Annotated in this window: 19 protein-coding genes; all 19 read left to right on the forward strand. The window is 44.9% G+C overall.

Going from position 1 to position 26992, the window contains the following annotated elements; translation table 11 throughout:
• The 19 genes from PHV44_04935 (at position 1) to PHV44_05025 (ending at position 26384) form a co-directional block, all read left to right on the forward strand.
• Entirely contained in the window at positions 1 to 1296 is a 1296-nt protein-coding gene (locus tag PHV44_04935) for a homoserine dehydrogenase (protein MDD5592619.1), read from the forward strand.
• Between the two features lie 45 nt (positions 1297 to 1341).
• Positions 1342 to 2418: a threonine synthase gene (thrC, locus tag PHV44_04940; protein MDD5592620.1), complete on the forward strand. Its 1077-nt coding sequence runs from the start codon at positions 1342 to 1344 to the stop codon at positions 2416 to 2418.
• 64 nt (positions 2419 to 2482) lie between these two features.
• Entirely contained in the window at positions 2483 to 3169 is a 687-nt protein-coding gene (locus PHV44_04945) for a phosphopantothenoylcysteine decarboxylase (protein MDD5592621.1), read from the forward strand.
• 14 nt (positions 3170 to 3183) lie between these two features.
• Entirely contained in the window at positions 3184 to 4389 is a 1206-nt protein-coding gene (locus PHV44_04950; GenBank protein ID MDD5592622.1) for a cofactor-independent phosphoglycerate mutase, read from the forward strand.
• 4 nt (positions 4390 to 4393) lie between these two features.
• Entirely contained in the window at positions 4394 to 5983 is a 1590-nt protein-coding gene (locus PHV44_04955; protein ID MDD5592623.1) for a carbon starvation protein A, read from the forward strand.
• Positions 5976 to 7196, forward strand: coding sequence for an aspartate kinase (locus PHV44_04960; GenBank protein ID MDD5592624.1), 1221 nt, complete (start codon positions 5976 to 5978; stop codon positions 7194 to 7196). The genes PHV44_04955 and PHV44_04960 overlap by 8 nt, the downstream gene beginning before the upstream one ends.
• A gap of 86 nt (positions 7197 to 7282) precedes the next feature.
• Positions 7283 to 8869, forward strand: a complete 1587-nt coding sequence (cimA, locus tag PHV44_04965) for a citramalate synthase (GenBank protein ID MDD5592625.1) — start codon at positions 7283 to 7285, stop codon at positions 8867 to 8869.
• A gap of 86 nt (positions 8870 to 8955) precedes the next feature.
• Positions 8956 to 9651 (forward strand): hypothetical protein, encoded by a 696-nt coding sequence (locus PHV44_04970; GenBank protein MDD5592626.1) that lies wholly within the window; start codon positions 8956 to 8958, stop codon positions 9649 to 9651.
• A 204-nt stretch (positions 9652 to 9855) separates the two neighbouring features.
• Entirely contained in the window at positions 9856 to 12657 is a 2802-nt protein-coding gene (locus tag PHV44_04975) for a valine--tRNA ligase (protein ID MDD5592627.1), read from the forward strand.
• On the forward strand, positions 12647 to 13498 hold the full coding sequence (gene nadC, locus PHV44_04980) for a carboxylating nicotinate-nucleotide diphosphorylase (GenBank protein ID MDD5592628.1): 852 nt from the start codon (positions 12647 to 12649) through the stop codon (positions 13496 to 13498). Before PHV44_04975 ends, nadC begins: the two co-directional genes overlap by 11 nt.
• A gap of 3 nt (positions 13499 to 13501) precedes the next feature.
• The gene (gene uvrB, locus PHV44_04985) at positions 13502 to 15481 is read left to right on the forward strand and encodes an excinuclease ABC subunit UvrB (GenBank protein MDD5592629.1); all 1980 of its coding nucleotides are present in this window, start codon (positions 13502 to 13504) and stop codon (positions 15479 to 15481) included.
• A 56-nt stretch (positions 15482 to 15537) separates the two neighbouring features.
• A complete protein-coding gene (locus PHV44_04990; GenBank protein MDD5592630.1) occupies positions 15538 to 16272 on the forward strand; it encodes a type III pantothenate kinase in 735 nt (244 codons plus the stop codon).
• A gap of 18 nt (positions 16273 to 16290) precedes the next feature.
• Positions 16291 to 16983, forward strand: coding sequence for a DUF3047 domain-containing protein (locus PHV44_04995; GenBank protein MDD5592631.1), 693 nt, complete (start codon positions 16291 to 16293; stop codon positions 16981 to 16983).
• Positions 16970 to 17383, forward strand: coding sequence for a hypothetical protein (locus PHV44_05000; GenBank protein ID MDD5592632.1), 414 nt, complete (start codon positions 16970 to 16972; stop codon positions 17381 to 17383). The genes PHV44_04995 and PHV44_05000 overlap by 14 nt, the downstream gene beginning before the upstream one ends.
• Before the next feature lie 458 nt (positions 17384 to 17841).
• Positions 17842 to 18132, forward strand: a complete 291-nt coding sequence (gene groES, locus PHV44_05005) for a co-chaperone GroES (GenBank protein ID MDD5592633.1) — start codon at positions 17842 to 17844, stop codon at positions 18130 to 18132.
• 101 nt (positions 18133 to 18233) lie between these two features.
• A complete protein-coding gene (gene groL / locus PHV44_05010; protein ID MDD5592634.1) occupies positions 18234 to 19871 on the forward strand; it encodes a chaperonin GroEL in 1638 nt (545 codons plus the stop codon).
• Positions 19872 to 20119: 248 nt separating this feature from the next.
• Positions 20120 to 21280 (forward strand): GuaB3 family IMP dehydrogenase-related protein, encoded by a 1161-nt coding sequence (locus PHV44_05015; protein ID MDD5592635.1) that lies wholly within the window; start codon positions 20120 to 20122, stop codon positions 21278 to 21280.
• Positions 21281 to 21317: 37 nt separating this feature from the next.
• On the forward strand, positions 21318 to 22859 hold the full coding sequence (gene guaA, locus PHV44_05020; protein ID MDD5592636.1) for a glutamine-hydrolyzing GMP synthase: 1542 nt from the start codon (positions 21318 to 21320) through the stop codon (positions 22857 to 22859).
• Between the two features lie 87 nt (positions 22860 to 22946).
• Positions 22947 to 26384 carry a DNA polymerase III subunit alpha gene (locus PHV44_05025; protein MDD5592637.1) on the forward strand — a complete coding sequence of 1146 codons (3438 nt, stop codon included), beginning with the start codon at positions 22947 to 22949 and terminating at the stop codon, positions 26382 to 26384.
• Positions 26385 to 26992 lie beyond the last annotated feature (608 nt).

A 26992-nucleotide genomic window follows, 5' to 3' on the forward strand; every position in this document is an offset into this window, starting at 1 on the left:
ATGAGAAAGATAAATGTAGGCCTGATTGGTTTTGGCAATGTTGGCTCAGGCGTAGTAAAAATTCTCTCTGAAAAAAAGGCCCTATTAAGCGCAAAGATAGGTTTAGAGATAAATGTCAAAAAAATCTGTGACAAGGACATTGCCTCTAAACGTAATGTTACCGTGGATAAAGGCCTTTTGACCAGGGATGCCCGGGAGATTATTGACGATCCCCAGATAGACATTGTCGTAGAGTTAATGGGCGGTATCCACCCGGCCAAGGACTATATTACTGAGGCACTGAAGAAGGGTAAGAATGTGGTTACCGCGAATAAAGCGCTCCTCGCTCAGGAGGGCAGGGAATTATTTGCCCTGGCGCAGGACCGCGGCAAGAGTATTTATTTTGAGGCCTCGGTAGGGGCAGGTATTCCGATTATAAAATCATTGCGCGAAGGATTGGTGGCGAATAAGTTTTACAGTATTTTTGGCATAGTAAACGGAACTTCTAATTTTATATTATCACAGATGTCACATAATAACTGTAGTTTTAATGATGCCCTTTCTGAGGCCAAGGCCAGGGGCTTCGCCGAAAAAGACCCCAGTTTGGATATAGAAGGCATAGACTCGGCGCATAAATTAATCCTGTTGACTTATCTGGCTTTCGGGAGATTGGTGAGCATGGATGAAGTATTTATCGAGGGTATTTCGCGGGTATCCCCGGCGGATATTAATTACGCCAAAGAAATGGGGTTTGAAATAAAATTATTGGCTATTGCCAAAAAGGAATCCGATGAATTGGAGATAAGGGTCCATCCTACCCTTATACCTAAGGCGCACCTGCTCTCTTCGGTTGGCGGCATATTCAACGCGATATACGTATCCAGCGATTTAGCCGGCAACCTGCTTTTTTATGGCCCGGGCGCCGGGCAATTATCCGCTGCCTCTGCTGTAGTATCAGACCTGGTGGATTTGACCCAGGGTATTAAGGCAGGGATGTTTAGGCCCACTTTAAATATAGGAGTGGATAAATCCGTAAAGAAATTACGGCGCATAAACGAAATTGAAAGTAAATATTACATACGTTTTATGGCCCTGGATAAGCCCGGCGTATTGGCAAAGGTTTCCGGGGTGCTGGCTAAATTCGGCATCAGCATAGCTTCGGTTACCCAGAAGGAGAGGAGAAAGACGCAGGTTGTGCCTATTATGATGATCATCCACGAGGCCAAGGAAAAAGACCTGCGCTCTGCCCTTGCAATAATTGACCGGATGGATATCATAAAGCAAAAGTCAGTAGCGATAAGAATAGAGGAAGTATAAATATTGTTTGAATGTTTAAATGTTTAAAAGTTAAAGGGGAGCCAAATGCAATATAGTGGCGTGATTGAAAGATATAAAAAATATCTACCGGTGACAAGAAAGACGCCCGTTATTACTTTAAAAGAGGGCAATACTCCTTTAATACATGCCCGTTATTTAAGCAAGCTGATGGGCAAAGGTTATGAAGTCTACCTGAAATACGAAGGCCTTAATCCCACGGGTTCTTTTAAGGACAGGGGCATGACCCTGGCTATTTCCAAAGCCTCTGAAGAAGGCGCAAAGGCAGTGATGTGCGCTTCTACGGGCAATACCTCGGCATCAGCTGCGGCCTATGCTGCGGTTGCAGGCCTTAAGTGTATCGTACTTATACCTCGCGGCGCGATTGCCTTAGGCAAGCTTAGCCAGGCACTCATCCACGGGGCAAAGGTTTTAGCCGTGGATGGGAACTTTGACGACGCCTTGAATTTAGTCAGGGAAATTACTGAAGATTATCCCATAACTTTAGTCAATTCCCTAAATCCCTACCGTATAGAAGGCCAAAAGACAGGTAGTTTTGAAATCTGCGACTGTTTAGGTTCTGCGCCGGATTTTCAGGTTATACCAGTGGGTAATGCCGGGAATATTACTGCTTATTGGAAGGGATATAAAGAATACAAAGAATCAGGTAAAATTAAAAAATTACCGAAGATGCTGGGTTTTCAGGCTGCGGGTGCCGCCCCCATTGTTAAAGGCTATCCTGTAAAAAATCCCAGGACCATTGCCACAGCTATACGTATTGGTAATCCTGCCAGTTGGAAACAGGCAGAGCGCGCGCGCGATGAATCCGGCGGCCTGATTGATATGGTTTCCGATAGCCAAATCCTGGCTGCCTATAAATTATTAGCGCAGAAAGAGGGCGTATTTGTAGAGCCAGCCTCTGCAGCTTCTGTCGCGGGTTTATTAAAATTAGTGAAAAGGGGATATTTTAAACCAACGACCAACGACCAACGACCAACGACAAAAATAGTTTGTATCCTTACCGGTCATGGATTAAAAGACCCTGACCGGGCGATAAAGAGTATAAAAGAACCGAAAGTAGTAAAGCCCAACTTAAAAGCGGTATTGAGAGAGATTGGGTATTAGTATTGTTTAAATGTTTAAATGTTTAAATGTTTGAATGCCCAAAATTAATTAGTAGCTTAACCCGGTGAGCCTAAAAAATAAAAGAATTTTGATTACCGCAGGGCCGACGTGGGTCCCTATAGATAGCGTAAGGGTTATCAGTAACATTGCCACAGGCGAAACCGGAAGGCTCCTGGCGCGTAAACTTATAAGTTTAGGTGCTAAGGTTACTCTTTTATTGGGTGCGGTAGAATCCTGTTGCCTGGATAAGAAGATAAATCCCGCTCTTTCTTATGACGACAATAGACAGTGTCGTAGAAAGGGCGGGATAAAGTTAATCCGTTTTAAGTTCTTTGGCGAATTAAGAAATAGGCTTAATAAAGAATTAAGCGCAAAAAAGTATGATTATATAATACACTCTGCGGCTATTTCGGACTTTAAACCAACGCGCATATTTAACGGAAAACTTGATTCGCAAAAGGCAATCAGCTTAAAATTAAAACCACTGCCTAAGGTCTTTAGGGATATACAGCGGGTTTCTCCTAAAAGCAGGCTGGTGATGTTTAAACTGGAAGCCGGGGTTTCTGATAACACTTTAATTCAACGGGCAAAAGCAGCACAGCATAAAGCAGGCGCTGAATTCATAGTAGCAAATACCCTCAGGCCTTACCGCGCCTTTGTTATTGATAGAAGAGGTAATATTTTATCGGCGAATAGCAAGAATGATTTAGTAAGGAAATTAATCAAGAGGATACAATTTTTATGCTTATAGCTTACAGCTGAAATATGAAATACATAGTTTTAGTCGGCGACGGTATGGCGGATTATCCCTTAAAAGAGCTGGGGGAACGTACGCCCTTAGAGGTGGCGCGCACGCCAAATATGGATTTTATTGCCAAGCACGGCAGGCTCGGCCGGATTAAAACCATACCCAAAGATATGGCGCCTGCTTCAGACGTAGCTAATATTTCTATCTTTGGCTATAACCCCGCAGAATATTATACGGGCAGGGGGCCTCTGGAAGCGGCAAACCTAGGCATAGATTTAAAAGAGGACGAGGTAGCTTTCCGTTGCAACCTGATCACAGTTTCCGGCGATAGGCTCGTTGATTACAGTGCAGGCCATATCAACTCCAAAGAAGCGGCAGTATTAATTAAATTTATTGACCGCAGCTTAGGTTCGCAAGAGATTAAATTTTATCCGGGGGTCAGTTACAGGCACTTGATGGTCATCAAAGATATCCAGGGAATGCCTTTAGGGGATCTACAATGCAGGCCTCCCCATGATATTACTGGCCAAGGTATTACTCAGAATTTCCCCCGGGGAAAAGGCAGGGATACCATCATAAAGTTGATGCAGGACTCGCGTAAAGTTTTGGAAGGGCATGAAATAAATCTGGTGAGGATTGACCTAAAAGAGAACCCTGCGAATATGATTTGGCTGTGGGGCCAGGGCAAAAAACCAAATATGCCTACGTTTCGTGAAAAATACGGCCTGACAGGCAGCGTAATCTCCGCGGTAGATTTAATCAGGGGCTTAGGCAGGATAATAGGGTTAGAGGTGATTAAAGTTGCGGGTGCTACCGGTTATTATGATACTGATTATGAAGGCAAGGCCAGGGCAGCATTAAAGTCCTTAGAAAAAGACGATTTTACTTTTGTGCATGTGGAAGCGCCTGATGAGGCCGGGCACAACGGGGATTTAAGAGAGAAGATTACTGCTATTGAAAGGTTTGACCAGTTGGTAGCCGGCACAATATTGAATGCCTTAAAACATAAAGATAATTTCCGTATCCTAGTTTTACCTGACCATGCCACGCCGGTTTCGGTCAGGACCCATACCGCTGACGTAGTGCCTTTCGGGATATTCGGTAAAGGGATCGTCGGTAGGGGTTTTTTGAATTACAGCGAAAAAGAAGCAGAGAAGTCAGACCTGTATTTTGAGCAGGGCCATGAATTAATGGATTATTTTATCAAGGCGAGCGAAGCTTAAATATATGAATTCTCTCATCATTGTTTTTGTTACGCTGATATTGTTCTTCTGGGCTTATAGGTTTTATGCTGCCAAGTTTATATTATTATGGCAGGTTGACCCTAAGCGGCCGACGCCGGCATATGCCAAATATGACAGCGTAGATTATATCCCCGCGAAGAACTGGCTGGTCTTATTTGGGCACCATTTTGCTTCTATTGCCGGAGCAGGCCCGGTCATCGGGCCGGTGATTGCGGTGATGCTCTGGGGGTGGTTGCCGGCATTACTATGGGTATTGATAGGTACGGTTTTTATCGGCGGGGTGCACGATTTTGGCTCGTTAATTACTTCCATAAGGGAGGGTGGTTCATCCGTAGCCGATATCGCAGAGCATGTGGTATCCAGACGCGCTAAAATATTATTTTGTTTATTCGTCTGGCTGGCTTTGATTTTAGTCATTGCTGTTTTTGCCTATCTTTGCGCCGATACCTTTGTGAAAGAGCCGAAAATTGTCCTGCCGTCATTAGGGCTTATACCGGTAGCTATGCTTACAGGCTATCTTTTGTATAACTTGAGATTAAACAGCGTATTCACTACCATATTAGGCCTTTTATTACTGGCGGGATTAATCTTCTTAGGCAATATCCTGCCCGTAAACAGCAATATAGCAGCCTGGCTTTTGGTGTTGTTCATTTATTGTTATTTCGCCTCAGTCCTGCCCGTAAATATACTTTTACAGCCGCGCGACTATCTTTGTAGTTTTTTGTTATTTTTCGGGGTAGGCGCAGGTTACCTGGGTTTATTGTTATCGCGGCCTAAAATGATTATGCCTTATTACCACCAATGGAGTTCAAGCGAAGGTTACCTCTGGCCGGCTTTATTCATTACCGTTGCCTGCGGAGCGGTTTCGGGGTTCCATGCCTTAATCGCCAGCGGTACTTCCTCTAAACAGATCGCTAACGAGCGCCATGTCAGGAGAGTCGGATACGGCGGCATGGTCGCCGAAGGGATAGTCGCGGTATTGGCTATCATCGCTACGGCTATTTTATTCGGCGCTAAAGAAGATTTCGGCATGATTTTAAAAAACCTAGGGCCCATTGCCATATTCGGGAAAGGGTATGGTTTGATTACCAATAATATTTTAGGCGGCAACGGGCATTTTATCGCTATCACTATTTTAAATGCCTTTATACTGACTACGCTGGATACAGCCACCAGGATATCGCGTTATTTGACTAAAGAATTATTCCATATAAAAAATCGCTATTTTTCTACTGCCGTGATTATAATTTTAAGCGCAGCCTTGGCCTTGAGCGGAAAATGGAATAAGATCTGGCCGGCCTTCGGCGCATCCAATCAGTTGGTGGCGGCATTGGCTTTATTTGTTTTAAGCTGCTGGCTCTTATCTAAGAATAAAAGCGTGAAGTTTACCTTATTGCCGGCATTCTTTATACTGATTACCACTGTCGCGGCATTAGTGCTTCAGACAATAAAATATTTTACCCATAAAGACGTAGTACTTTTGACGGTGACCCTTTGTTTGCTTGCCCTGGCAGGTTTTATGGTCGGGGAGATTATAAAGGTTATGTTTATCAGGAGAAAAAAATATGCATAAAGGTTTAATTGTGCAAAAGTTCGGCGGATCATCCGTGGCTAATATTGAGCGCATACGGAATGTGGCCAAAAGAGTTGTAAATTACAGGAAGAAAGGATACGATTTAGTGGTCGTGGTTTCTGCCTTGGGAGACACTACAGATGAATTAATAGGACTGGCAGCCCGGATTAATACCGAACCCTCGGAGCGGGAGATGGATATGCTTTTATCCACCGGAGAGCAGATTTCTGTGGCGCTTCTGGCTATGGCCATCCATAAATTAGGGTTTGAAGCCATATCTTTTACCGGAGCGCAGGTGGGGATAATCACCGATACCAGCCACACCCGCGCCAGGATTATAAAAATAAATACCGATAAAATAAAAGAAGAATTGAAACGGGGCAGGATTGTGATTGTTGCTGGTTTTCAGGGTGTCGCCCTGAATCAGGATATTACTACTTTAGGCAGGGGCGGTTCGGATTTAACTGCCGTGGCCCTGGCAAAGGAACTGAGGGCGCGCGAATGCGAGATATACACCGACGTAGAGGGGATTTATACGACGGACCCGCGCATAGAGTCTAAGGCAAAAAAAATTAAGGCCATAACTTATGACGAAATGCTGGAGATGGCGTCATTGGGCGCTCAGGTGATGCAGGCGCGCTCCATTGAAGTAGCTAAAAAATTTGACGTGCCTATACATGTGCGTTCATCTTTCTTAGATAAGGGCGGGACAATGATTATTAAGGAGGTCAAGAGGATGGAAGAGGTAGTGGTCAGCGGCATAACCGCAAATAAAAACGAAGCAAAGATTACGGTCTGCGATGTCCCTGACCGGCCGGGTGTGGCAGCGAGGATATTCAAGGAATTATCCGGCAAGGGGATAAGTGTGGATATGATTGTGCAGAATGTCAGCCATACGCGTCAGACTGATATCTCTTTTACGGTAAGTAAGGCAGAGTTGCGCAAGGCGCTAAGGATTACTAAAAAAATAGCCGGAGGCATTAACACCGGGGATGTCCTGGAAGATCAGAATATAGCCCGTATATCCATAGTAGGTGTAGGTATGAAGTCTCATCACGGTGTTGCCGCTACCATGTTCGGGGCCCTGGCGGAAAATAAAATTAATATTGAGATGATTTCTACTTCCGACATAAGTATATCCTGTATTATACAGAAGAAATTTGCTGAAACTGCGGTGAAGGCGTTACACGAGAAGTTTGGATTAGCAAAATAGGGACGGTTCTCAATTACGGTAAGAACTGTCCCCCATAGGGACACTTTTCGGTTAGGTTGAGAACCGTCCCTATAAGAGAGGGTAAAATGTCCAAAGTAAAATTATACGATACAACTCTGCGCGACGGCGCGCAGGGTGAGGGCATATCCTATTCTGTTATGGATAAGGTTAATATCGCGCGAGAGCTCGACAGGCTAGGCGTAGATTATATTGAAGGCGGCTGGCCCGGTTCTAACCCCAAAGATATGGAATTTTATCTGAAGATGGCCAAAAAACCCCTGAAGAAGAGTGAGCTCGTTGCCTTTGGTTCAACCCGTAGGGCGCACACCAAAGCCGGCGATGATAATAACCTCAGGGCGCTTGTGAAATCTCAGGCCAAAGTAGCGGCTGTTTTTGGAAAAACATGGGACTTGCATATTAAAGACGTCCTGAAGACTACGCTCGATGAGAATTTAAAGATGATTAAGGATACAGTGAGTTTTCTCGCCGGGCGCGGTTTGACTGTATTTTATGATGCCGAGCATTTTTTCGATGCCTATAAAGCCAATAAAGTTTACAGCCTGAAGTGTTTACTCACTGCACAGGAGGCAGGCGCTAAGGCAATAGTCTTGTGCGATACCAACGGCGGGGCCCTGACTTCGGAAGTAGCAAAAGTCATTAAGGAAGTGCGGCCAAAGATCCGTGTTTGGTTAGGCATCCACTGTCATAATGATGCGGATTTGGCAGTGGCTAATTCTCTGGCTGCGGTAGAAGAAGGATGCGATATGGTGCAAGGCACAATTAATGGTTACGGAGAGCGCTGCGGCAATGCGGATTTAATCCCGATTATTGCCAACCTGAAATTAAAAATGGGCGTTGATTGTATCAGTAACGATAAACTAAAAGAAATTACCCATGTTTCGCATTTTGTCAGCGAGATAAGCAATATGAAACAAAAAAGCGACCAGCCTTACGTGGGTGTCTCCAGTTTCGCCCATAAGGGAGGGGTGCATATCAATGCGGTAATGAAGAATCCCGAAACTTACGAACATATTGATCCCGTATTGGTAGGAAACCGGCGCAGGATCCTGGTTTCGGAGTTAGCGGGTAAGACTGGGGTGTTAATCCGCGCTAAAGAGTTGGAACTGGATTTAAATAAAGATGACCCTGGCACCAAGAAAATTTTGCAGCTGCTGCAGAAATTAGAACATCAGGGTTATCATTTTGAGGCAGCAGAGGCTTCGTTAGAATTGCTGATAAAGAGGGCGCTGAAGAAATGCCGGAAATTCTTTGATTTAGAGGGTTTTCGCATCGTAATAGAGAAGCGCTCTGACAAAAAGATTGTCTCCGAAGCTATTATTAAACTGAAGGTAAAAGGCATAAGAGAGCATACTGCCGCCGAAGGCGACGGCCCAGTAAACGCGCTGGATAATGCTTTGCGCAAGGCGCTCAAGGATTTTTATCCCACATTATCTAAAATGCATCTTTCTGACTTTAAGGTACGCGTGTTGGATGAAAAAGCAGGCACGGCTGCGCCTGTGCGTGTACTTATCCAGTCACAGGATGAAAAAGATACCTGGAGCACTATCGGCGTTTCCGAAAACATCATTGAGGCAACCTGGCAAGCTTTGGTAGACAGCATAGAATATAAATTATTGAAAGATCAAAATGCGCAGGCTGCGAGGCTCAATTAGATAAATTTTTGAAACGAGGGACAGGCGTTGGTGGATTCCATTGAGTATAAACTCTTAAAAGATAAAACAAGATAGGGAGGCGGCGCATGCTTAAAAAAGGATTAGGCCTAAGTTTAGTCTTATTGTTCTTGCTCTATCTGCCTGTTTTTGCCGCAGAGCCGCAGAGTTCAACCGAGGAATCCTTCACCATCACCACCTATTATCCTTCGCCGTATGGCGTATACAACCAACTGCAGACCAACAGGTTTGCCGTGGGCGATACAAACGATAGCAATGGCACCTTAGATGCCGGTGACCAGCCGCCGGAAAACGGGCAAATAGCTGTGGCTAGAAGCGTCATCTACAAACCTGTGGATAAAGATACCCTTTCCAATCCGCAGCTAGGCGAAGTCATATATAGCGATAATGCGCTTTGGATATATACTAACAAGGGTTGGGGTAAGTTGAGCGCACAATCTAATTATGAGAGCTGTATTGGTTATTGTACGAATAGTGATATCGCCTCCTGTCCGAGCGGTCAAGGATATACCATGATAGCTTCAACGAGCGGCTGTGGATCATTCGATACTGGCACGGAGTTAGGGTTAGGTTATCGTATATACGCAAGGGTTGACTCGGTCACTACAGGTAACCTGTGTTTTGAGAAGTACTGCACTGTAGTAGAGTGGCCTTCAAACCGAGTGTTAGATAGCGAGAAGTGTGAAACTAAATACTTTCCTGGCTACATGTCACAACCACAAATTACGTCATTGTCCTCTAGTTGTGCGGCTTGTTGTAAATAGAAACAAACAAACAAACAAAACAAAACAAACAAAACAAAACAAACAAGACGCTGTTGATAATCCTATTATTAACAATGAGTTAGACAATAATTCTTTTATTGATTAAGTTAAGATTATGGATTATGGGGATGTCCTCCGAAGTACCACCCTTAGTTACTATAACTATTTGTAATTTAGAAAGTTATGAGAGAGTTTTTTAAAAGGATGAATGAATTACCCAGTCGTTATAACCCCAAGGAAACCGAAGATAAGTGGTATAAGTTTTGGGAGGAGAATAATTTATTTTCTGCGAAAGCAAATCCCGCCAAGAAACCCTTCTCTATAGTTATCCCTCCGCCTAATGTTACGGGTATCCTGCATATGGGCCATGCCCTGAACAATAGCATTCAAGACATACTTATTCGTTATCACAGAATGAAGGGCGAAGAATCGCTCTGGATGCCGGGGACTGACCATGCCGGTATTGCCACCCAGAATGTAGTAGAAAAGGCAATTGCTAAAGAGAATCTAAAACGCCAGGACTTAGGCAGGGAAAAATTCATTGAGAAAGTCTGGGAGTGGAGAGAGCAATATGGTTCAACTATCATCCATCAGCTGAAAAAATTAGGCGCTTCCTGCGATTGGCAGCGCATCCGCTTTACGATGGATAAAGAGTATTCCGAGGCAGTAATTGAGGTATTTGTCAGGCTTTATGAAAAAGGCCTGATTTACCGCGGAAGTTATATTATTAACTGGTGCCCGCGCTGCCAGACTGCGCTATCTGATGAAGAGGCACCGCACCGCGAATTACAGGGGAATCTTTATTATTTAAGATATCCTTTTAAGGGACAGTCCCCTAAGCATAACTTCGATATAGCTATTTCGGGGACAGTCCCTTATATAGTAGTTGCCACTACCCGCCCGGAAACGATGTTAGGCGATACGGCAGTGGCGGTTAATCCCAAAGATAAACGCTATAAGAGCCTTATCGGCAAAACCTTAATTCTGCCTTTAGTGAACAGGGAAATAAAAATCATTGCCGATAGTATGGTGGATATGAAATTCGGCACGGGTGCGGTGAAAGTAACGCCTGCGCACGACCCCAATGATTATGCCTTAGGCAAAAAATACAACTTAGAATTCATCAATATTATGTATCCGGACGGTCGCCTCAATGATAATGCCGGCGACTATAAGGATATGGATAGGTTTGAGGCGAGAGAAGTTATCCTGGAAGACCTGAAAGAAAAAGGTTTACTGGAAAAAATCCAGCCCCATCAATTATCCTCCGGGCATTGTTACCGCTGCCATACTATCATTGAGCCGTATTTATCTAAGCAATGGTTTGTAAAGATGAAGCCGCTGGCTAAGCCGGCTATTGAGGCAGTCAAGAAAGGAAAAATTAAATTCCATCCTAAGCGCTGGATGAAGGTTTATTTAAACTGGATGGAGAATATCCAGGACTGGTGCATATCGCGGCAGATCTGGTGGGGGCACCGTTTGCCAGTATATTATTGTAAAAATTGTGAAAAACAGGGACTGTCCCCGCAGATGTTAGGCCAATTAAAGACCAAGGGGACTGTCCCTAAAAACGATGGCGTCATTGTGTCCAAGACTAAACCCGGAAAATGCCCGGATTGTAACTCAACGGATATTTATCAGGACGAAGACGTTCTAGATACCTGGTTTTCGTCGTGGCTCTGGCCGTTTGCTACGTTCTATTGGCCAGTACGGAAGGGTCAGTCCCCTTCGGGGACAGACCCTGTCAAGGATTTAAAATATTTTTATCCCACCTCTGTTTTAGTAACTGCCCCGGAAATAATCTTTTTCTGGGTGGCCCGGATGATTATGGCGGGGTTGGAATTTATGCGGGAGATGCCCTTTAAGGATGTTTATATCCACGGCACAGTGCGCGATATAGAAGGCAAAAAGATGTCCAAGTCCCTGGGTAATATTATTGACCCTTTGGATATTATCAATGAATATGGCGCGGATGCCTTGCGTTTTAGCCTGATCTCCATTACTGCCGAAGGGCAAGACATATTTTTATCGCAGGAGAGATTTGAACAGGGCAGGAATTTCGCTAATAAAATCTGGAATGCCTCCAGGTTTATCCTGATGAATTTAGAACAGGGACAGTCCCCTGCGGGGACAGTCCCTGTTAAGACAGACCTGTGCGAGTTTTTCAGAAAAGAAGACCTCGGTATTATCAACCGCTGGATATTAAGCAGGTTCTACTCGGTTTTAAAAGGCGTAAATAAAAACCTGGATAATTATAAATTTAACGAAGCGGCAAACCTCTTGTATGCTTTTTTCTGGCATGAATTCTGTGATTGGTATCTGGAGATAGTTAAAACCGATATAAAAAATAAACATAATCAGGTAATTATGTATAAGGTGTTAGAAAAATCTTTAAGGATAATGCACCCTTTTATGCCTTTTATTACCGAAGAGATCTGGCAGATTTTAAATAGAGCTGTAAGCCATGAGCCGGTAAGCAGGAGTATAATGGTTGAGCCCTGGCCGCATATACAGGAGAATCTCATTGATAGGAAAGCAGAATCATGGACGAATACGCTCTTTGAAGTGATTAACGCCATCAGGAATATGCGCGCAGAACTGGAGATTCCTCTTCAGGATAAAATAGATGTTCAGCTTTATATAACCAATAAAGAAAAGAAGGCCCTGCTTGAATCTTTAGAGTTATGTATCCGGAATTTAGCGGGTTTAAAAAATATTACCTTTAAAGAAAACTATTCCCACAGCCCCGGCCAGTTTAGCGCGGTACTGAAGGATATCCACGTAGTCATACCTTTGGGCGAAATGCCAGAAGGAGAAAATTATCAGAAGAAGATAGGGCAAAAAATCAGCAGGTTAGAATCCGAAATAAAAGCAAAAGAGAATATCCTGGCTAATGGTAATTTTACTAAGAGGGCACCCATAGAGATTGTGGAGAAGGAGAAAATGAAATTAAAGGATTTCAGGGAGATGCTCAAAAAACTAAAGGCGGTGAAAGATGGATTCTAAGTTAGACCCGGTCAAGTTGGACGCTATTATCCGTCATGCTTTAATTGAAGACATCGGTAAGGGTGACATCACCACGCAGCTGACCATCCCGCAGGATAAGGAAATTAACGCGCAGTTGCTGGTAAAGGAAGACTGTATAATCTGCGGCCTAGAGGTCGCAGAAAGAGTTTTTAAAATGAGCGACAGCAGTATAAATTTTAAACCTCTGGCTAAAGAAGGCCAGTTTGTGAAAAAAGGCAAGGCAGCAGCAGGGCTTAGCGGCCGCGCCGGCAGCATCCTTACCGCGGAAAGGGTAGCGCTTAATTTACTGACTATGCTTTCCGGTATAGCCACCAAGACCAGGGAATACGTAAGGCAGATAGAGCCTTATAAGACAAAAATCAGCGATACCCGTAAGACTATTCCTGGCCTGCGAGAGTTACAAAAATATGCGGTCAGGGTCGGAGGAGGGCACAACCACAGGATGGGGCTGGATGAAATGATCCTGATTAAGGATAACCATATTAAGGTGACAGAAGGTTACACTAAGCTGCCTAGCGTCCCTAAAGGTTTTAAGATTGAAATAGAGGCGCAGAACCTGGAAGAATTTAAACATGCCCTGAAGTTTAAACCGGATGTGATTATGCTGGATAATATGGGCCTAAAAGAAATAAAAGAAGCCGTGAAGATCAGGAATAAGACTGAATTTACCAGCCATCACCCGCCTACCAAATTAGAGGCCTCAGGTGGGGTGGATTTTAAAAGCGTAAAGAATATTGCCGCCGCAGGCGTGGATATTATTTCCATCGGAGAACTGACCCACTCTATAAAATCAGTCGATATAAGTTTAGAGATTTTATAATTTATGGAGAAATTCAAGCTGGTTTCTGCTTATCAGCCCTGCGGCGACCAGCCCCGGGCAATCGAGGAACTGGCGGATGCGCTTTTATCCGCAAATCGCTACCAGACCTTATTAGGGGTTACCGGCTCAGGCAAGACCTTTACCTTAGCCAATGTTATCGCCAAAGTCAACAAACCCGCCTTAGTTATATCCCACAATAAGACCCTCGCCGCGCAGCTCTATTCGGAATTCAAGGAATTCTTTCCGTACAATGCCGTAGAGTATTTCGTCAGTTATTACGATTACTACCAGCCGGAGGCGTATGTGCCGGCTACGGATACCTATATAGAAAAAGACGCCTCTATTAACGACAGGCTTGACCGTTTAAGGCTTTCATCCACCAGTTCTTTAATGTCGCGCCGCGATGTGCTTATTGTCGCTTCGGTATCCTGTATTTATAATCTGGGTTCGCCTGATGATTACCAAGGATCAATGGTTTTTATGGAGAAAGGCGAGGCCATCGCACGCGATGCGCTGATTTTAAAATTTATCCAGATACAGTACGAGAGGAATGATTATGAATTCATCCGCGGGAGAATCCGGGTCAGGGGCGATGTGGTAGAGGTATTCCCTTCTTACCAGGAGAAGGCCTTGCGTATAGAATTCCTGAATGATCGGATAGAGAAGATTTCCGAGGTCAATCCAATATCCGGTGAAATATTAAGCACGTTGGATAAAATAGCAATATATCCGGCTAAGCACTTTATCGTTTCCGAAGATAAAATTGATACTGCGCTTAAATCCATAGAGTCCGAATTACAGGTTCAGCTTGAATTTTTAAGAAAAAAGAATAAATTATTGGAAGCACAGCGCTTAGAATCGCGCACCAAATACGATATGGAGATGCTTAAGGAAATCGGCTATTGCCACGGCATAGAAAACTATTCGCGCCATTTCTCCGGCCGGCCTGCGGGCTGCCGGCCATATTGTTTAATTGATTATTTCCCGGATGATTTCCTGGTTATAATAGATGAATCCCATGTAACAATTCCGCAGATAAGGGGTATGTATGAGGGCGACCGGGCAAGAAAAGAAGTCCTGGTAGAATATGGCTTTCGGCTGCCTTCCTGCCTGGATAATCGTCCCATGAAATTTGATGAATTTGAGGGCCTGGTAAAACAGGAGATATTTGTCTCCGCTACGCCTAATGAATATGAAATAAAAAAGAGCCAGGATGAGGTTATTGAGCAGATTATCCGACCTACGGGCCTGGTTGACCCTGAGATTTTAGTCAGGCCCAGCGACGGGCAAATCGAAGACTTGATCGTAGAAATCAAAAAACGCTCCGGCAGGAATGAGCGGGTATTGGTGACTACCCTGACTAAAAGGATGGCCGAGGATTTAACTGCTTATTTACAGGAAAAGGGGTTAAGGGTAAAATATATGCATTCTGAGATAGAGACTATTGAGCGTTCAAAGATACTGCGGGATTTAAGGCGGCAGGAGTTTGATTGTTTGGTGGGCATAAACCTGCTTAGGGAAGGGCTGGATTTGCCTGAGGTGTCGCTGGTTGCTATTCTGGATGCCGATAAAGAAGGATTTCTGCGCTCAGCTACTTCTTTGATTCAGGTGGCCGGCCGCGCCGCGCGTAATATTAACGGGACGGTAGTCATGTATGCGGATACCATGACCGGTTCGATAAAAAAAGCAATTGCGGAGAGCAACCGCAGGAGAAAAATACAGTTGGAGTTTAATGTTAAAAACAAGATTACCCCGCGTTCCATCCAGAAGGCGATCAGGCAGGGGATTGAGGGCTTGGAAGAGGCTGAAGAATTCGTGGCGAATTTAACCGGTGAAGCAAAAGACGAATATGAGTTGAATAAATATATTTCGCAGTTACAATATGAGATGGAACTGGCAGCAAGGAACCTGCAGTTTGAGAAGGCAGCGGTTATTAGAGATAAAATAAGGGAGCTAAAGGCAGTTGTAAGCTTTAAGCGGTAAGCTTTAAGCTTAAGACTTAGAGCTTACGGCTTATAGCTAAAATAATTCTTAAATATATGTTATTAGCCATTGATATAGGTAATACCAATATAACCTGCGGTATATTCAGAGGGGATAGAATCCTGAAAAGATTTACTATCCCGACGCAGGATTATGGTTTGGAAAAAATAAGAAAACTGCTGGGTAGAATAGATATCCGGGCCAGTATCATCTGTAGTGTTGTCCCGCGTATGACTGGTATTTTAGCGCAGGGCCTGAAGAAGCTGATGGGTAAACGGCCATATATTATAGGTAAGGATGTAAAAGTCCCTATAGAGAATCTTTACCGCAATCCCAAGCAGGTAGGCCAGGACCGTTTAGTCAATGCCTATGCAGGCGTTATACTTTATGGCGCGCCTTTAGTTGTGGTGGATTTCGGCACAGCTGTTACCTTTGATATTATTTCCGGAAAAAAAGAATATTTAGGCGGGATGATTTTGCCCGGTTTGAAGATATCTCTGGACGCCCTCGCCGAGCGGACCGCGCTATTGCCTAAAATCAGCTTAAGGGCCCCGAAGGAATTTATCGGCCGCGACACCAAAAACAGCATACGTAGCGGCTTAGTTTATGGCTTTGCTAGCCTCACTGATGAGCTGGTAGCCAGGATTAGAAAAAAAATCGGCCGCAAAGCCAAGGTAATCGGCACAGGCGGCGATATCAATTTAATCAGCGGGTATTGTAAAAGGATAGATAAAATAGACAGGGATTTGACGCTTAAGGGATTAAATTTTATTGCACAAGGCATAATTTAGGAGTAAAATAGAGCCATGATGAAAAGGAAGATAAGGTTTACGCTATCGGTCATAGCTGTTTTAGGGATATCCGCATTTTTAATTTCTCCTGCTTTTGCGGCGCGGACAGATAAGTGGTTTTCTTTTGATAAAAAGGATGCCCTGGCCGAATGGGATGAGAAGATATTCAAGGGCAGGGTCTTATATTCCGTGAGAGTAGAGAAGAGAGGGGGATATTTAACCGCTTACAGTAATAATTCCGCCTCAGGTATTTTTTATGAAATCAGTTTCCACCCTAAAAAATATCCTATAGCCAGCTGGAAATGGAAGGTGATCAAATTTCCCGATAAGGCCAGTGGCGAGCCCGCAACCAGCCAATGGATAGAGAAAGATGATTACGCTGCCAGATTCTATGTAATCTTCCCCAGTTTTTTCTTTACCAACACCAAGAGCCTGGAATACGTCTGGGATAAAAGCCTCCCTAAGGGGACACTAATGAGCAGCCCCTATTATAGAAATATAAAAATCATTGTGGCGGAATCCGGAGAAGAAAATTTAGGGAAATGGGTTTTTGAAAAAAGAAATATTTACGCAGATTTTAAGAAGGCCTTCGGCAGGGAACCAGGTAGCGTAGGGGCGATAGCCATTATGACAGACACGGATAACACCGTCAGTACCGCAGAGGCGGATTACGACGAAATAAAAGTGGGGTATAAAGATGGAGAAAATTAGAAGGAAAAAGAAGTATATGGGCACTTCTTTTCAAAAGAGGCTCTTGGTTTTAATTTTTGCCTCCGCCGTAATACCTACGGCTATCGTATCCGCAGTCTTGTATTACCTGATATTCAATCTCCTGGCCTGGCATATCGGAATCCCGGAGATCATCGCTTACAACCTTATACCGGTTTTAAGAAAGATAAATTTTATTATCCTTATATCCCTGCCTGTTATTTTTCTTTTAATTTGGCTGATGGCGATGGAATTATCCCATAGGATAGCCGGGCCCCTCTTTAGAATAGAGAGGGAACTGGAGGAGAGGATTGCCGGTAAAGGCCAGGGCCATATCAGGCTGCGGCCAAAGGATGAACTCAAGACGCTGGTAGATAAAATCAACCGTCTGCTCAATAAATAGTTCGTTTTCCCTCACTACCACCCGTTACTTATTTGTTGTAAATCGCTAAGTTATTTTTTAGCGGGCGGCTTGGTTTGTTTTTGAACAGCATATAGTTTATGCGAGCGTTATTTATAATGTCCAGCGGGTGACGCGGGGGATGCCTCGAGGAAAATTTGACGAGAGGCTCACCACGCGGTGAGGACCCGCTGCTTTGTATGAGGGTAAAATTAAAGCGGTGCTGCGAGAAAGCAAGACAAGACAGCCGCTAAAGTGGTATCTATGATAAATCTTACAACAAATAATAAAAAAAATTCTTGACAAAATATTTTTTTCTTTTATAATTAGCACTCTGTAGAAAAGAGTGCTAATTGAGTTCATTGAGTTCATAGAGTTTGTAGGGTTTATTGAGTTTGATAACTCAAAGAACTCAAGTAACTCAAAAAACTCAATTAACTCAAAATAAGGAGGTGTAAGAGATGAACATTCAACCATTGGGAGACCGCGTAGTGGTAAAGCCTTTAGAGGCAGAGGCAAAGACAAAGGGCGGCATAGTTTTGCCTGATACTGCCAAAGAAAAGCCCCAGGAGGGCAAGGTAGTAGCTGTAGGTAAAGGCAAAATTTTAGAAAACGGCACTATGCACGCGTTAGAAGTAAAAGTCGGGGATAAGGTGTTATACGGAAAATATTCCGGTAACGAAATTACCACTAAAGAAGGCGAAGAATTGCTGATTATGCGCGAGGAAGACATCTTAGCTATAATGAAATGAAGGGGGTGTCAGGGTATCAGGTGTCAAAGTATCAAAGTTTTTTCTTTGACACTCTGACACATTGACACTTTGATACACTTATTTAAAAGGAGGTTCATAAAATGGCAAAGCAATTATTATTTCAGGACGAAGGCCGCAGGAAAATTCTAAGCGGCGTAGAGCAGCTGGCCCGGGCAGTCAAGGTAACCTTAGGGCCTAAAGGCCGTAATGTGGTTATAGACAAAAAATTCGGCTCACCCACTATTACTAAAGATGGGGTGACCGTAGCCAAAGAGATTGACCTGGAAGACCCTTTTGAAAATATGGGCGCGCAGATGGTCAAGGAAGTTGCGGAAAAAACATCTGATGTTGCCGGTGACGGCACCACTACAGCTACGATTTTAGCCGAGGCGATTTATCGCGAAGGCCTAAAGAACGTGACTGCCGGAGCAAACCCCATGGCCTTAAAACGGGGGATTGAAAAGGCAGTAGAAAAAGTTACCGATGAATTAAGGAAACTCTCCACCCCCATTAAGGATAAGAAAGAAGTAGCGCAGGTTGCTTCTATCGCCGCAAACTGCGATACTGCTATCGGTGATTTGATTGCCGAAGCAATGGATAAGGTAGGTAAAGACGGGGTTATCACTGTTGAGGAGGCCAAGTCAACTGCTACTACTTTAGAGGTTGTCGAAGGGATGCAGTTTGACCAGGGGTATCTTTCTCCTTATTTTGTGACTGATGCCGAGAGGATGGAAGTTATTTTGGAGGAGCCGTATATACTCATCTACGAGAAAAAGATTTCTTCGATAAAAGACATACTGCCGCTTTTAGAAAAAATAGCGCGCGTAGGAAAACCCCTTTTGATTATTGCCGAAGAAGTTGAAGGCGAGGCATTGGCTACCTTAGTCGTGAATAAGATCCGCGGTACCTTTGTTGCTTGTGCAGTGAAGGCCCCGGGTTATGGCGACAGGCGTAAGGCCATGCTTGAAGACATAGCGGTCCTTACTAACGGCAAAGCCCTCACCGAAGATTTAGGAATAAAACTGGAGAACGTAGATATTGAGGATTTAGGCCGGGCAAAGCGGGTCAAGGTAGATAAGGAAAATACTACTTTAGTAGAAGGTGCAGGTAAGACCCAGGCGATTAACGGTAGGATTGCCCAGATCAAGAAACAGATCGAGGATACGGATTCGGATTATGATAAAGAGAAGCTTCAAGAACGCCTGGCAAAACTTGCCGGCGGAGTAGCGGTGATTAATGTAGGTGCCGCTACCGAGACTGAAATGAAAGAAAAGAAGGCGCGCGTAGAAGATGCCTTGCATGCCACACGCGCAGCAGTCGAGGAAGGTATAGTCCCCGGCGGCGGGGTAGCGTTGTTACGTACCCTCCCGGCGTTAGATAAACTCAAACTTGAAGGCGATGAGAAAATAGGCGTGGATATTATCAAGCGGTCATTGGAAGAGCCCATTAGGCAGTTGGCAGACAATGCCGGGTTAGAGGGTTCTGTAGTGGTGCAGCGCATAAAACAGGAAAAGACCAATATCGGTTACGATGTCAGCCAGGATGCTTATGTGGATATGATAGACGCAGGCGTCATCGATCCTACCAAGGTTACGCGTTCTGCCTTACAAAATGCTGCCAGCGTGGCCGCATTATTATTGATGACCGAAGCAGTAGTTACTGAAAAACCCGAGAAAGAAGCTCCTATGCCTATGCCACCGGGTGGCGGAATGGGCGGAATGGGCGGAGGGATGTATTAAATCAGCTATAAGCTGTAAGTAAGGGGCGAAGGTAAAACTTCGCCCCTTTTATTTTCAGAAGGGACAGGTACAATCTCAGTTCCGCACCAGGTGCAAAGCTAATCGGGCACCTGGTGCGAAAATAATTATTGACAAGGAGTGAATGTTGGTATAAAATTTGTTTCTATCGTTTCTTAAATTACCCGCAAAAAAGACATGTCAGATTATAACTATTTGGAAAATAATAACTTATATCAAGGAGTAAAGCTATGGCAGAGTGGATAGGCATAGGCAGGCGCAGCCGCAGGTGCTACGGTTTTGACGAAATCGCGCTTGTGCCCGGGGCACAGACCGTAAACCCCCAGGAGGTAGATACTGCTTTTAAGATTGCAGGCAGAGAATTCAAGGTGCCCATATTAGCCGCAGCCATGGACGGGGTTGTGGATGTGCGTTTTGCCATTGAGATGTCTAAATTAGGCGGCATCGCCGTATTAAATCTCGACGGCGTGCAGACGCGCTATGAAAATCCGGATGAGGTCTTGAAAAAAATTGCCAGGGCTACACCTGATAAAGCTACCGAATTAATCCAGTCATTCTATAATATCCCTGCTAAAGAAAAGCTTATCTCTAAGAGGATAAGAGAGATTAAAAGCAATAAGGGCACGGCAGTAGTGAGTTGTATACCTGCCCATGCGGAAAAGTTTGCGAAAATTGCCGTTAGCGCCGGCGCGGATATGTTTGTCGTACAGTCCACTGTTACTACCACAAAACATATCGCTAAAGAATATAGCAGCCTGGACTTATTTAAATTCTGTAAATCCACAAAGATCCCGGTGATTATCGGAAATTGCGTGACCTACGAGACGACGCTAGCGCTTATGGAAACGGGCGCGGCAGGTTTGTTAATCGGGATCGGGCCGGGCGCTGCCTGTACTACCCGGGGGGTCCTGGGGATCGGCGTGCCGCAGGTAACTGCTACGGTAGATGCTGCCGCGGCGCGGGATTTTTATTTTAAAAGCAAGGGCAAATATATACCTATAATTACCGACGGCGGGATGAACCGCGGCGGCGATATATGCAAGGCATTCGCCTGCGGAGCGGATGCGGTGATGATTGGTTCCAGCTTCGCGCGGGCAAAAGAAGCCCCGGGTAAAGGTTACCACTGGGGCATGGCTACCTCGCACGTAAACCTGCCGCGCGGAACGCGTATCCACGTGGGCACAACCGGCTCGTTAAAAGATATCCTCTTTGGGCCGGCTAAGGTAGACGATGGCTCGCAAAACCTGATAGGGGCGCTGAAGACCTCCATGGGTTCATTGGGTGCTTCTGACTTAAAAGAGATGCACGATGTAGAGATTATTATCGCCCCTTCAATACAGACCGAAGGAAAAATCTTTCAGGTCGGCCAGCGGGTGGGGATGGGAAAGTGATGTTTAAATGTTTGAATGTTAGAGGTGGAATAATAAAATGGGCAGACAAGTAATTTTAATTTTGGATTTTGGTTCGCAATATACCCAGTTGATTGCGCGGCGCGTGCGGGAGAATAAGGTATTTTCTAAAATCATACCTTATAATACCAGCGCCAAAGAGATAGCCGCGATAGCACCAAAGGGTTTAATTCTTTCCGGCAGCCCCTTGTCAGTGGTAGAGAAGAAGGGCCGCTATCCGGATAAAGGTATTTTTAAATTAGGCGTGCCGATTTTAGGCATCTGCTACGGTATGCAGGTTATCACAGAGGTTTTAGGCGGCAAAGTCAAACATACCAAAGAGCGCGAATACGGTAAGACAGAATTATTCATTGATGATAACCGCGATTTATTCAGCGGCCTTCCCGGAAATCTGACCTGTTGGGCCAGCCACGGCGATTATGTCTCGAAATTGCCCCCTGGATTCCATGCCGTTGCGCATACCGGTAATGCCCCTATTGCCGCTATGGGTAACCGCAGGATGAAGGTATTCGCAGTGCAGTTCCATCCCGAAGTAACTCATACCGACAGAGGCAGCCAGATTTTGGGGAATTTTCTCTTTAAGGTTTGCGGTTGCCTCGGCCGTTGGACAATGCAGTCATTTGTCCGTGAGTCCATAGATAACATCAAAAAGACAATAGGCAAGGACAAGGTAGTCCTGGGTTTAAGCGGCGGAGTGGATTCTTCGGTAGCGGCGTTATTAATCCATAAAGCCATAGGCAGAAGGTTAAGGTGTATCTTTATAGATAACGGCCTATTAAGAAAAGACGAGCCGCAGCAGGTAAAAAAGATATTCCGCACTATTTATCATTTGAACCTGGGTTATGTGGACAGGGGCAAGCGTTTCTTAAAACGCTTAGAAGGCATCACTGACCCTGAAGAAAAGAGAAAGATTATCGGCGATGAGTTTGTTAAGGTCTTTGAAGAAGAAGCTGCCAAGGTAAAGGGGTCAAAGTTTCTGGGCCAGGGGACGTTGTATCCTGACGTGATTGAGTCTATCTCAGTTACCGGAGCGCCTTCGAGTAAAATCAAAACACATCATAATGTAGGGGGCCTGCCCAGCCGGATGAAACTCAAGCTCATCGAGCCGCTACGGGATTTATTTAAAGACGAGGTGCGCCGTATCGCCATGGAGTTGGGTATGCCTAATGCAATAATTTACCGTCAGCCTTTTCCCGGCCCGGGTTTAGCCATAAGGATCATAGGCGAGGTGACTCCTGCGCGCCTTAATCTTTTACGCGAAGTAGACCGGCGCGTAGTCGAAGAAGTCAAAAACGCCAACCTCTACGAGCAGCTCTGGCAGTCTTTTGCCATACTCCTGCCTATAAAAAGTGTCGGGGTGATGGGCGATGAGCGGACCTATGAGAATGTGGTAGCGCTGCGCTGCGTGTCCAGTTTTGACGGTATGACCGCGGACTGGGTCAAACTCCCCTACGAGGTCTTAGAAAAGATTTCCAACCGCATTATCAATGAAGTTAAGGGCGTAAACCGCGTAGTTTACGATATCTCATCCAAGCCTCCCGCGACCATTGAGTGGGAATAAAATAGTTATTGAGTTTATAGAGTCCATTGAGTTCATAGGGTTTGAGAACTCAATAACTCAACGAACTCAATAACTCAACGAACTCAAATGCCTCGAAGTGAATTTATCCACCTCCATTTACACACCCAATACAGCCTTCTTGACGGCGCCTGCCGTATACGCGAACTCTTAGAACAGGCAAAACTCTATAAAATGGATTCCCTTGCCATTACCGACCACGGGAATATGTTCGGGGTAATTGATTTTTATTTAGAGGCCCGCAAAGCCGGGATTAAGCCTATTATCGGCTGCGAGGTTTATATTGCTCCGGGAAGCCGCCTGGACAAAGGTGCCGGCGGGATGGATGAAGCGTCGTATCACCTTATACTTCTGGTTAAAGACGAAACCGGATACCAGAACCTGATAAAATTAGTCTCACTCGGGTATCTGGAAGGATTTTATTATCGCCCGCGTATTGATAAAGAGACACTCTCTAAGTATAAAAAAGGCCTTATTGGCCTGAGTGCCTGCTTAAAAGGCGAAATACCTACCCTATTGCAGCAGCGCCGCTTTAATGACGCCTTAAAAGCCGCGGATGAATTTTCCAATATATTAGGCAAAGATAACTTCTATCTTGAGATACAGGAGAATCTTATCCCGGAGCAAAAGATAGTGAATGAGGGATTAATTAAGATATCCAAGGAGTTAAATATCCCTCTTATCGCCACCAACGACGTGCACTATCTGCGCAAGGAACACGCTAGGAGCCACGAGGCCCTGCTTTGCATCCAGACCCAGACTACGCTCGATGACCCCAACAGGATGCGTTTTCAGACCGATGAATTTTATTTTAAGTCTCCCCAGGAGATGAAGGAGATGTTTAAGGATACGCCGCAGGCCATTGCCAATACCCTGGAGGTAGCCGGCCGTTGTAACCTGGAGCTGGATTTTTCCAAAATACACCTGCCCCGTTATGAACCACCCGAGGGAAAAACTAAAGAGGAATTTTTAAAGGAACTCTGCGAAGAGGGTTTAAGGGTGAGGTTCCCGCAGGCAGATTCCGCTATAAAAGAGAGGCTGGAGCACGAACTAAAGATTATCAAGAGCAGGGGATTTATCAGTTACTTCCTGATTGTTTGGGATTTCATACGTTACGCCAAAGACAGCCATATCCCCGTAGGCCCTGGCCGGGGTTCGGCTGCGGGGAGCCTGGTGAGTTATCTTTTAGGCATTACTGATATCAACCCTTTGAAATACGGCTTACTCTTTGAACGTTTCTTAAACCCTGAAAGGCTGGGGCTGCCGGATATCGACATAGATTTCTGTTATGAAAGAAGGAATGAGGTTATTGATTATGTAACCAAAAAATACGGCCAGCACAATGTCGCCCAGATTATTACCTTCGGGACAATGCAGGCGCGCGCGGTAGTCAGGGATGTGGGCAGGGTAATGGGTATTGCCTATGCTGATGTTGACCGCATTGCCAAATTAATCCCGCCTGACCCCAGCCTTACCTTAAAGGATGCCTTAGAAAGCGAGGCAGAGCTAAAGAACCTATATAAGAATGACCCCCAGATAACCAAATTAATTGATACTGCCTTATCGCTTGAGGGATTGAACCGCCACGCCTCTACCCATGCCGCAGGGGTAGTGATTGCCGATAAGCCGCTTGAGGAATATACGCCTCTCTTTAAAACGCAGGATGACCAGATAACCAGCGGTTATAGTATGTCGGTCTTAGAAAAGATCGGCTTATTAAAAGTAGATTTCCTGGGCCTTCGGACATTGACCGTTATTGATGAGACCGTAAAGATCATTCAAAAAACCAGAGGCAAAACTATTGATATTGAAAATATGCCTTTGGACGACTCCAATACCTATAAACTTTTAGCCTCTGGCCATACTATGGGAGTATTCCAGGTGGAGAGTTCCGGTATGCGGGAGCTATTGAAAAAATTAGAGCCGGAGCGTTTTGAGGATTTAATCGCGCTTTTAGCCTTATACCGGCCCGGGCCAATGGGGTCTGGGATGTTGGATGATTTCATGCAGCGCCGGCACAACCGCGTCCCGATAAAATACCAGCACCCCAAACTTGAGAAAATCTTAAAAGAAACCCACGGTATTATCGTTTATCAGGAACAGATTATGCAGATTGTCTCGGAGCTGGCGGGTTTTAGCCTGGCGCAGGCTGACCTTTTGCGCAGGGCAATAGCCAAAAAGATACCGGAGGTAATGGAGCAGCAGAGGAAAAATTTTGTTTTAGGCTGCGCGAAGAACGAGATTAGCGAATCCGTGTCTAACCGGATATTCGACTTGATAGAATATTTTTCCGGGTATGGATTTAATAAATCACATTCGGCTGCCTATGCCATGATCTCTTACCGCACCGCTTATCTTAAAGCGAATTTTCCGGTTGAGTTTATGTGCGCGCTCCTGACTTCAGAAAGGGATAACACCGATAAAATCGTGGAGTATGTCAACGAAGCCACGCATATGGGGATTAAGGTTTTGCCCCCTGATATCAATGAGAGTGAGGCTTTATTTAAAGTAGTAGACGATAAAACTATCCGTTTTGGGCTTTTGGCAGTAAAGAATGTAGGTGGCGGGGCCGTAGAGTCTCTGGTTCAGGCCAGGCAGAAAGACGGGCAATTTGAGTCATTAGAAGATATGTGCCAGCGTATTGATTCCAGGCTGGTTAACCGTAAGGTGCTGGAGAGTTTAATCAAATGCGGGGCGCTGGACGGATTCAGGCTGGCCCGCGCCCAGATGTTTGTGGCGCTGGATACTACGCTTGAGTTTACCTCCAGGATGCATAAGGAAAAGGCAAAGGGCCAGATGTCTTTTTTTGAAGGCGGGTTCTCTGAGAATGGTTTTAAAAATACCTTGAATAATCTGCCTTCGGTAAAAGAGTGGCCCGAACCGCAGTTGCTTGCTTTTGAAAAAGATATGTTAGGTTTTTATGTCACCGGGCATCCTCTGGCGCGCTATGCCCAGCAGTTGAAACGTTTTACCTCTTCTTCTACCAATAATCTTTCTCAGTATGAGGACGGCCGTGAGATAAAAATAGTAGGCCTGATTGCCAAGATAAAACAGACAGTTACCCGGGCAAAGCAGGAGAAGATGGCGATTTTAAAACTGGAAGACTTGGATGGGGCGGTAGAAGTGCTGGTTTTTCCGGCTGCCTTTATGAAGTCAGCCAAATATATTCAGCCGAATACCGTGGTGATGGTCAGGGGCAGGCTTAACCTGAAGGAAGATACGCCGAAAATTATTGCTAACGACCTATTCCCTATGGATGAAGTCTATAAATTAATCAGCAGCGTAAATATTAATCTTTCAGGTATAAGAGAAAATCTTTTTGAGTCCTTAAAAGAATTACTAGCCCAACATTCCGGAAGGGTCCCTATTTATCTGCACTTAGATACTCCCGCTAAATCCAGGATACATTTAGTGGTCGGCGAAGGGCTCTACGTTTTGCCTTCAGAGCAATTAATCGGGGATATCGAATCCCTGCTTGGCGAGGAGAGAGTATCCCTGGCAATATAGACAAATGAACCTGTCAGTTTTCTCGCTTAACAAGGTAGTGGGTCCTGTCAAGGCTATTTTCTCCAGCACCGCTCCAAATTCCCCATCGAGGAATTTGTCGCTTGGAGTTTGTGCTCACTCTCACTGACTTTGTATTAGCAGGTGAACCCTGGCCGTTCGCACAAACTACATGCTGTTCGAAAACAGCCTTGCCACCCACTAAACCCTTACGTTAGCTCGAAAACTGCCAGATGCATCATTTAGCGGATAGCTAGAATTGATAAATTTTAGTGTTTTGCTGGAGCGTGCATTAGAAAATCTTTGGCAGGAGTGCACAAGGGATTACGTCGAGCGAAAGCCGAGCAACCTACTCTTACCCGGGTAAGGCTCGAGCGACAGCGAGACGTAAACCGCAGTGCGTCAGCAAAGATTTTCAGCACGCGGAAGCGAAACGCTAAAATAATAACCCAAGGCAGCCGTTAGAGAGCATATGAATTTTTACCATAAAGTAAAATATCTTTCGCACTTTTGATATTGCCATACAAATAAAAAAGGCATATCCTCTTAGGTTGATAACGCAAATTATTAACCTAACCGGGCTGTTAAGCCCAGCAAAGGAGGATACGCCT

Source organism: Candidatus Omnitrophota bacterium, from assembly GCA_028717245.1.
GTDB lineage: Bacteria > Omnitrophota > Gorgyraeia > Gygaellales > Profunditerraquicolaceae > JAGUYA01.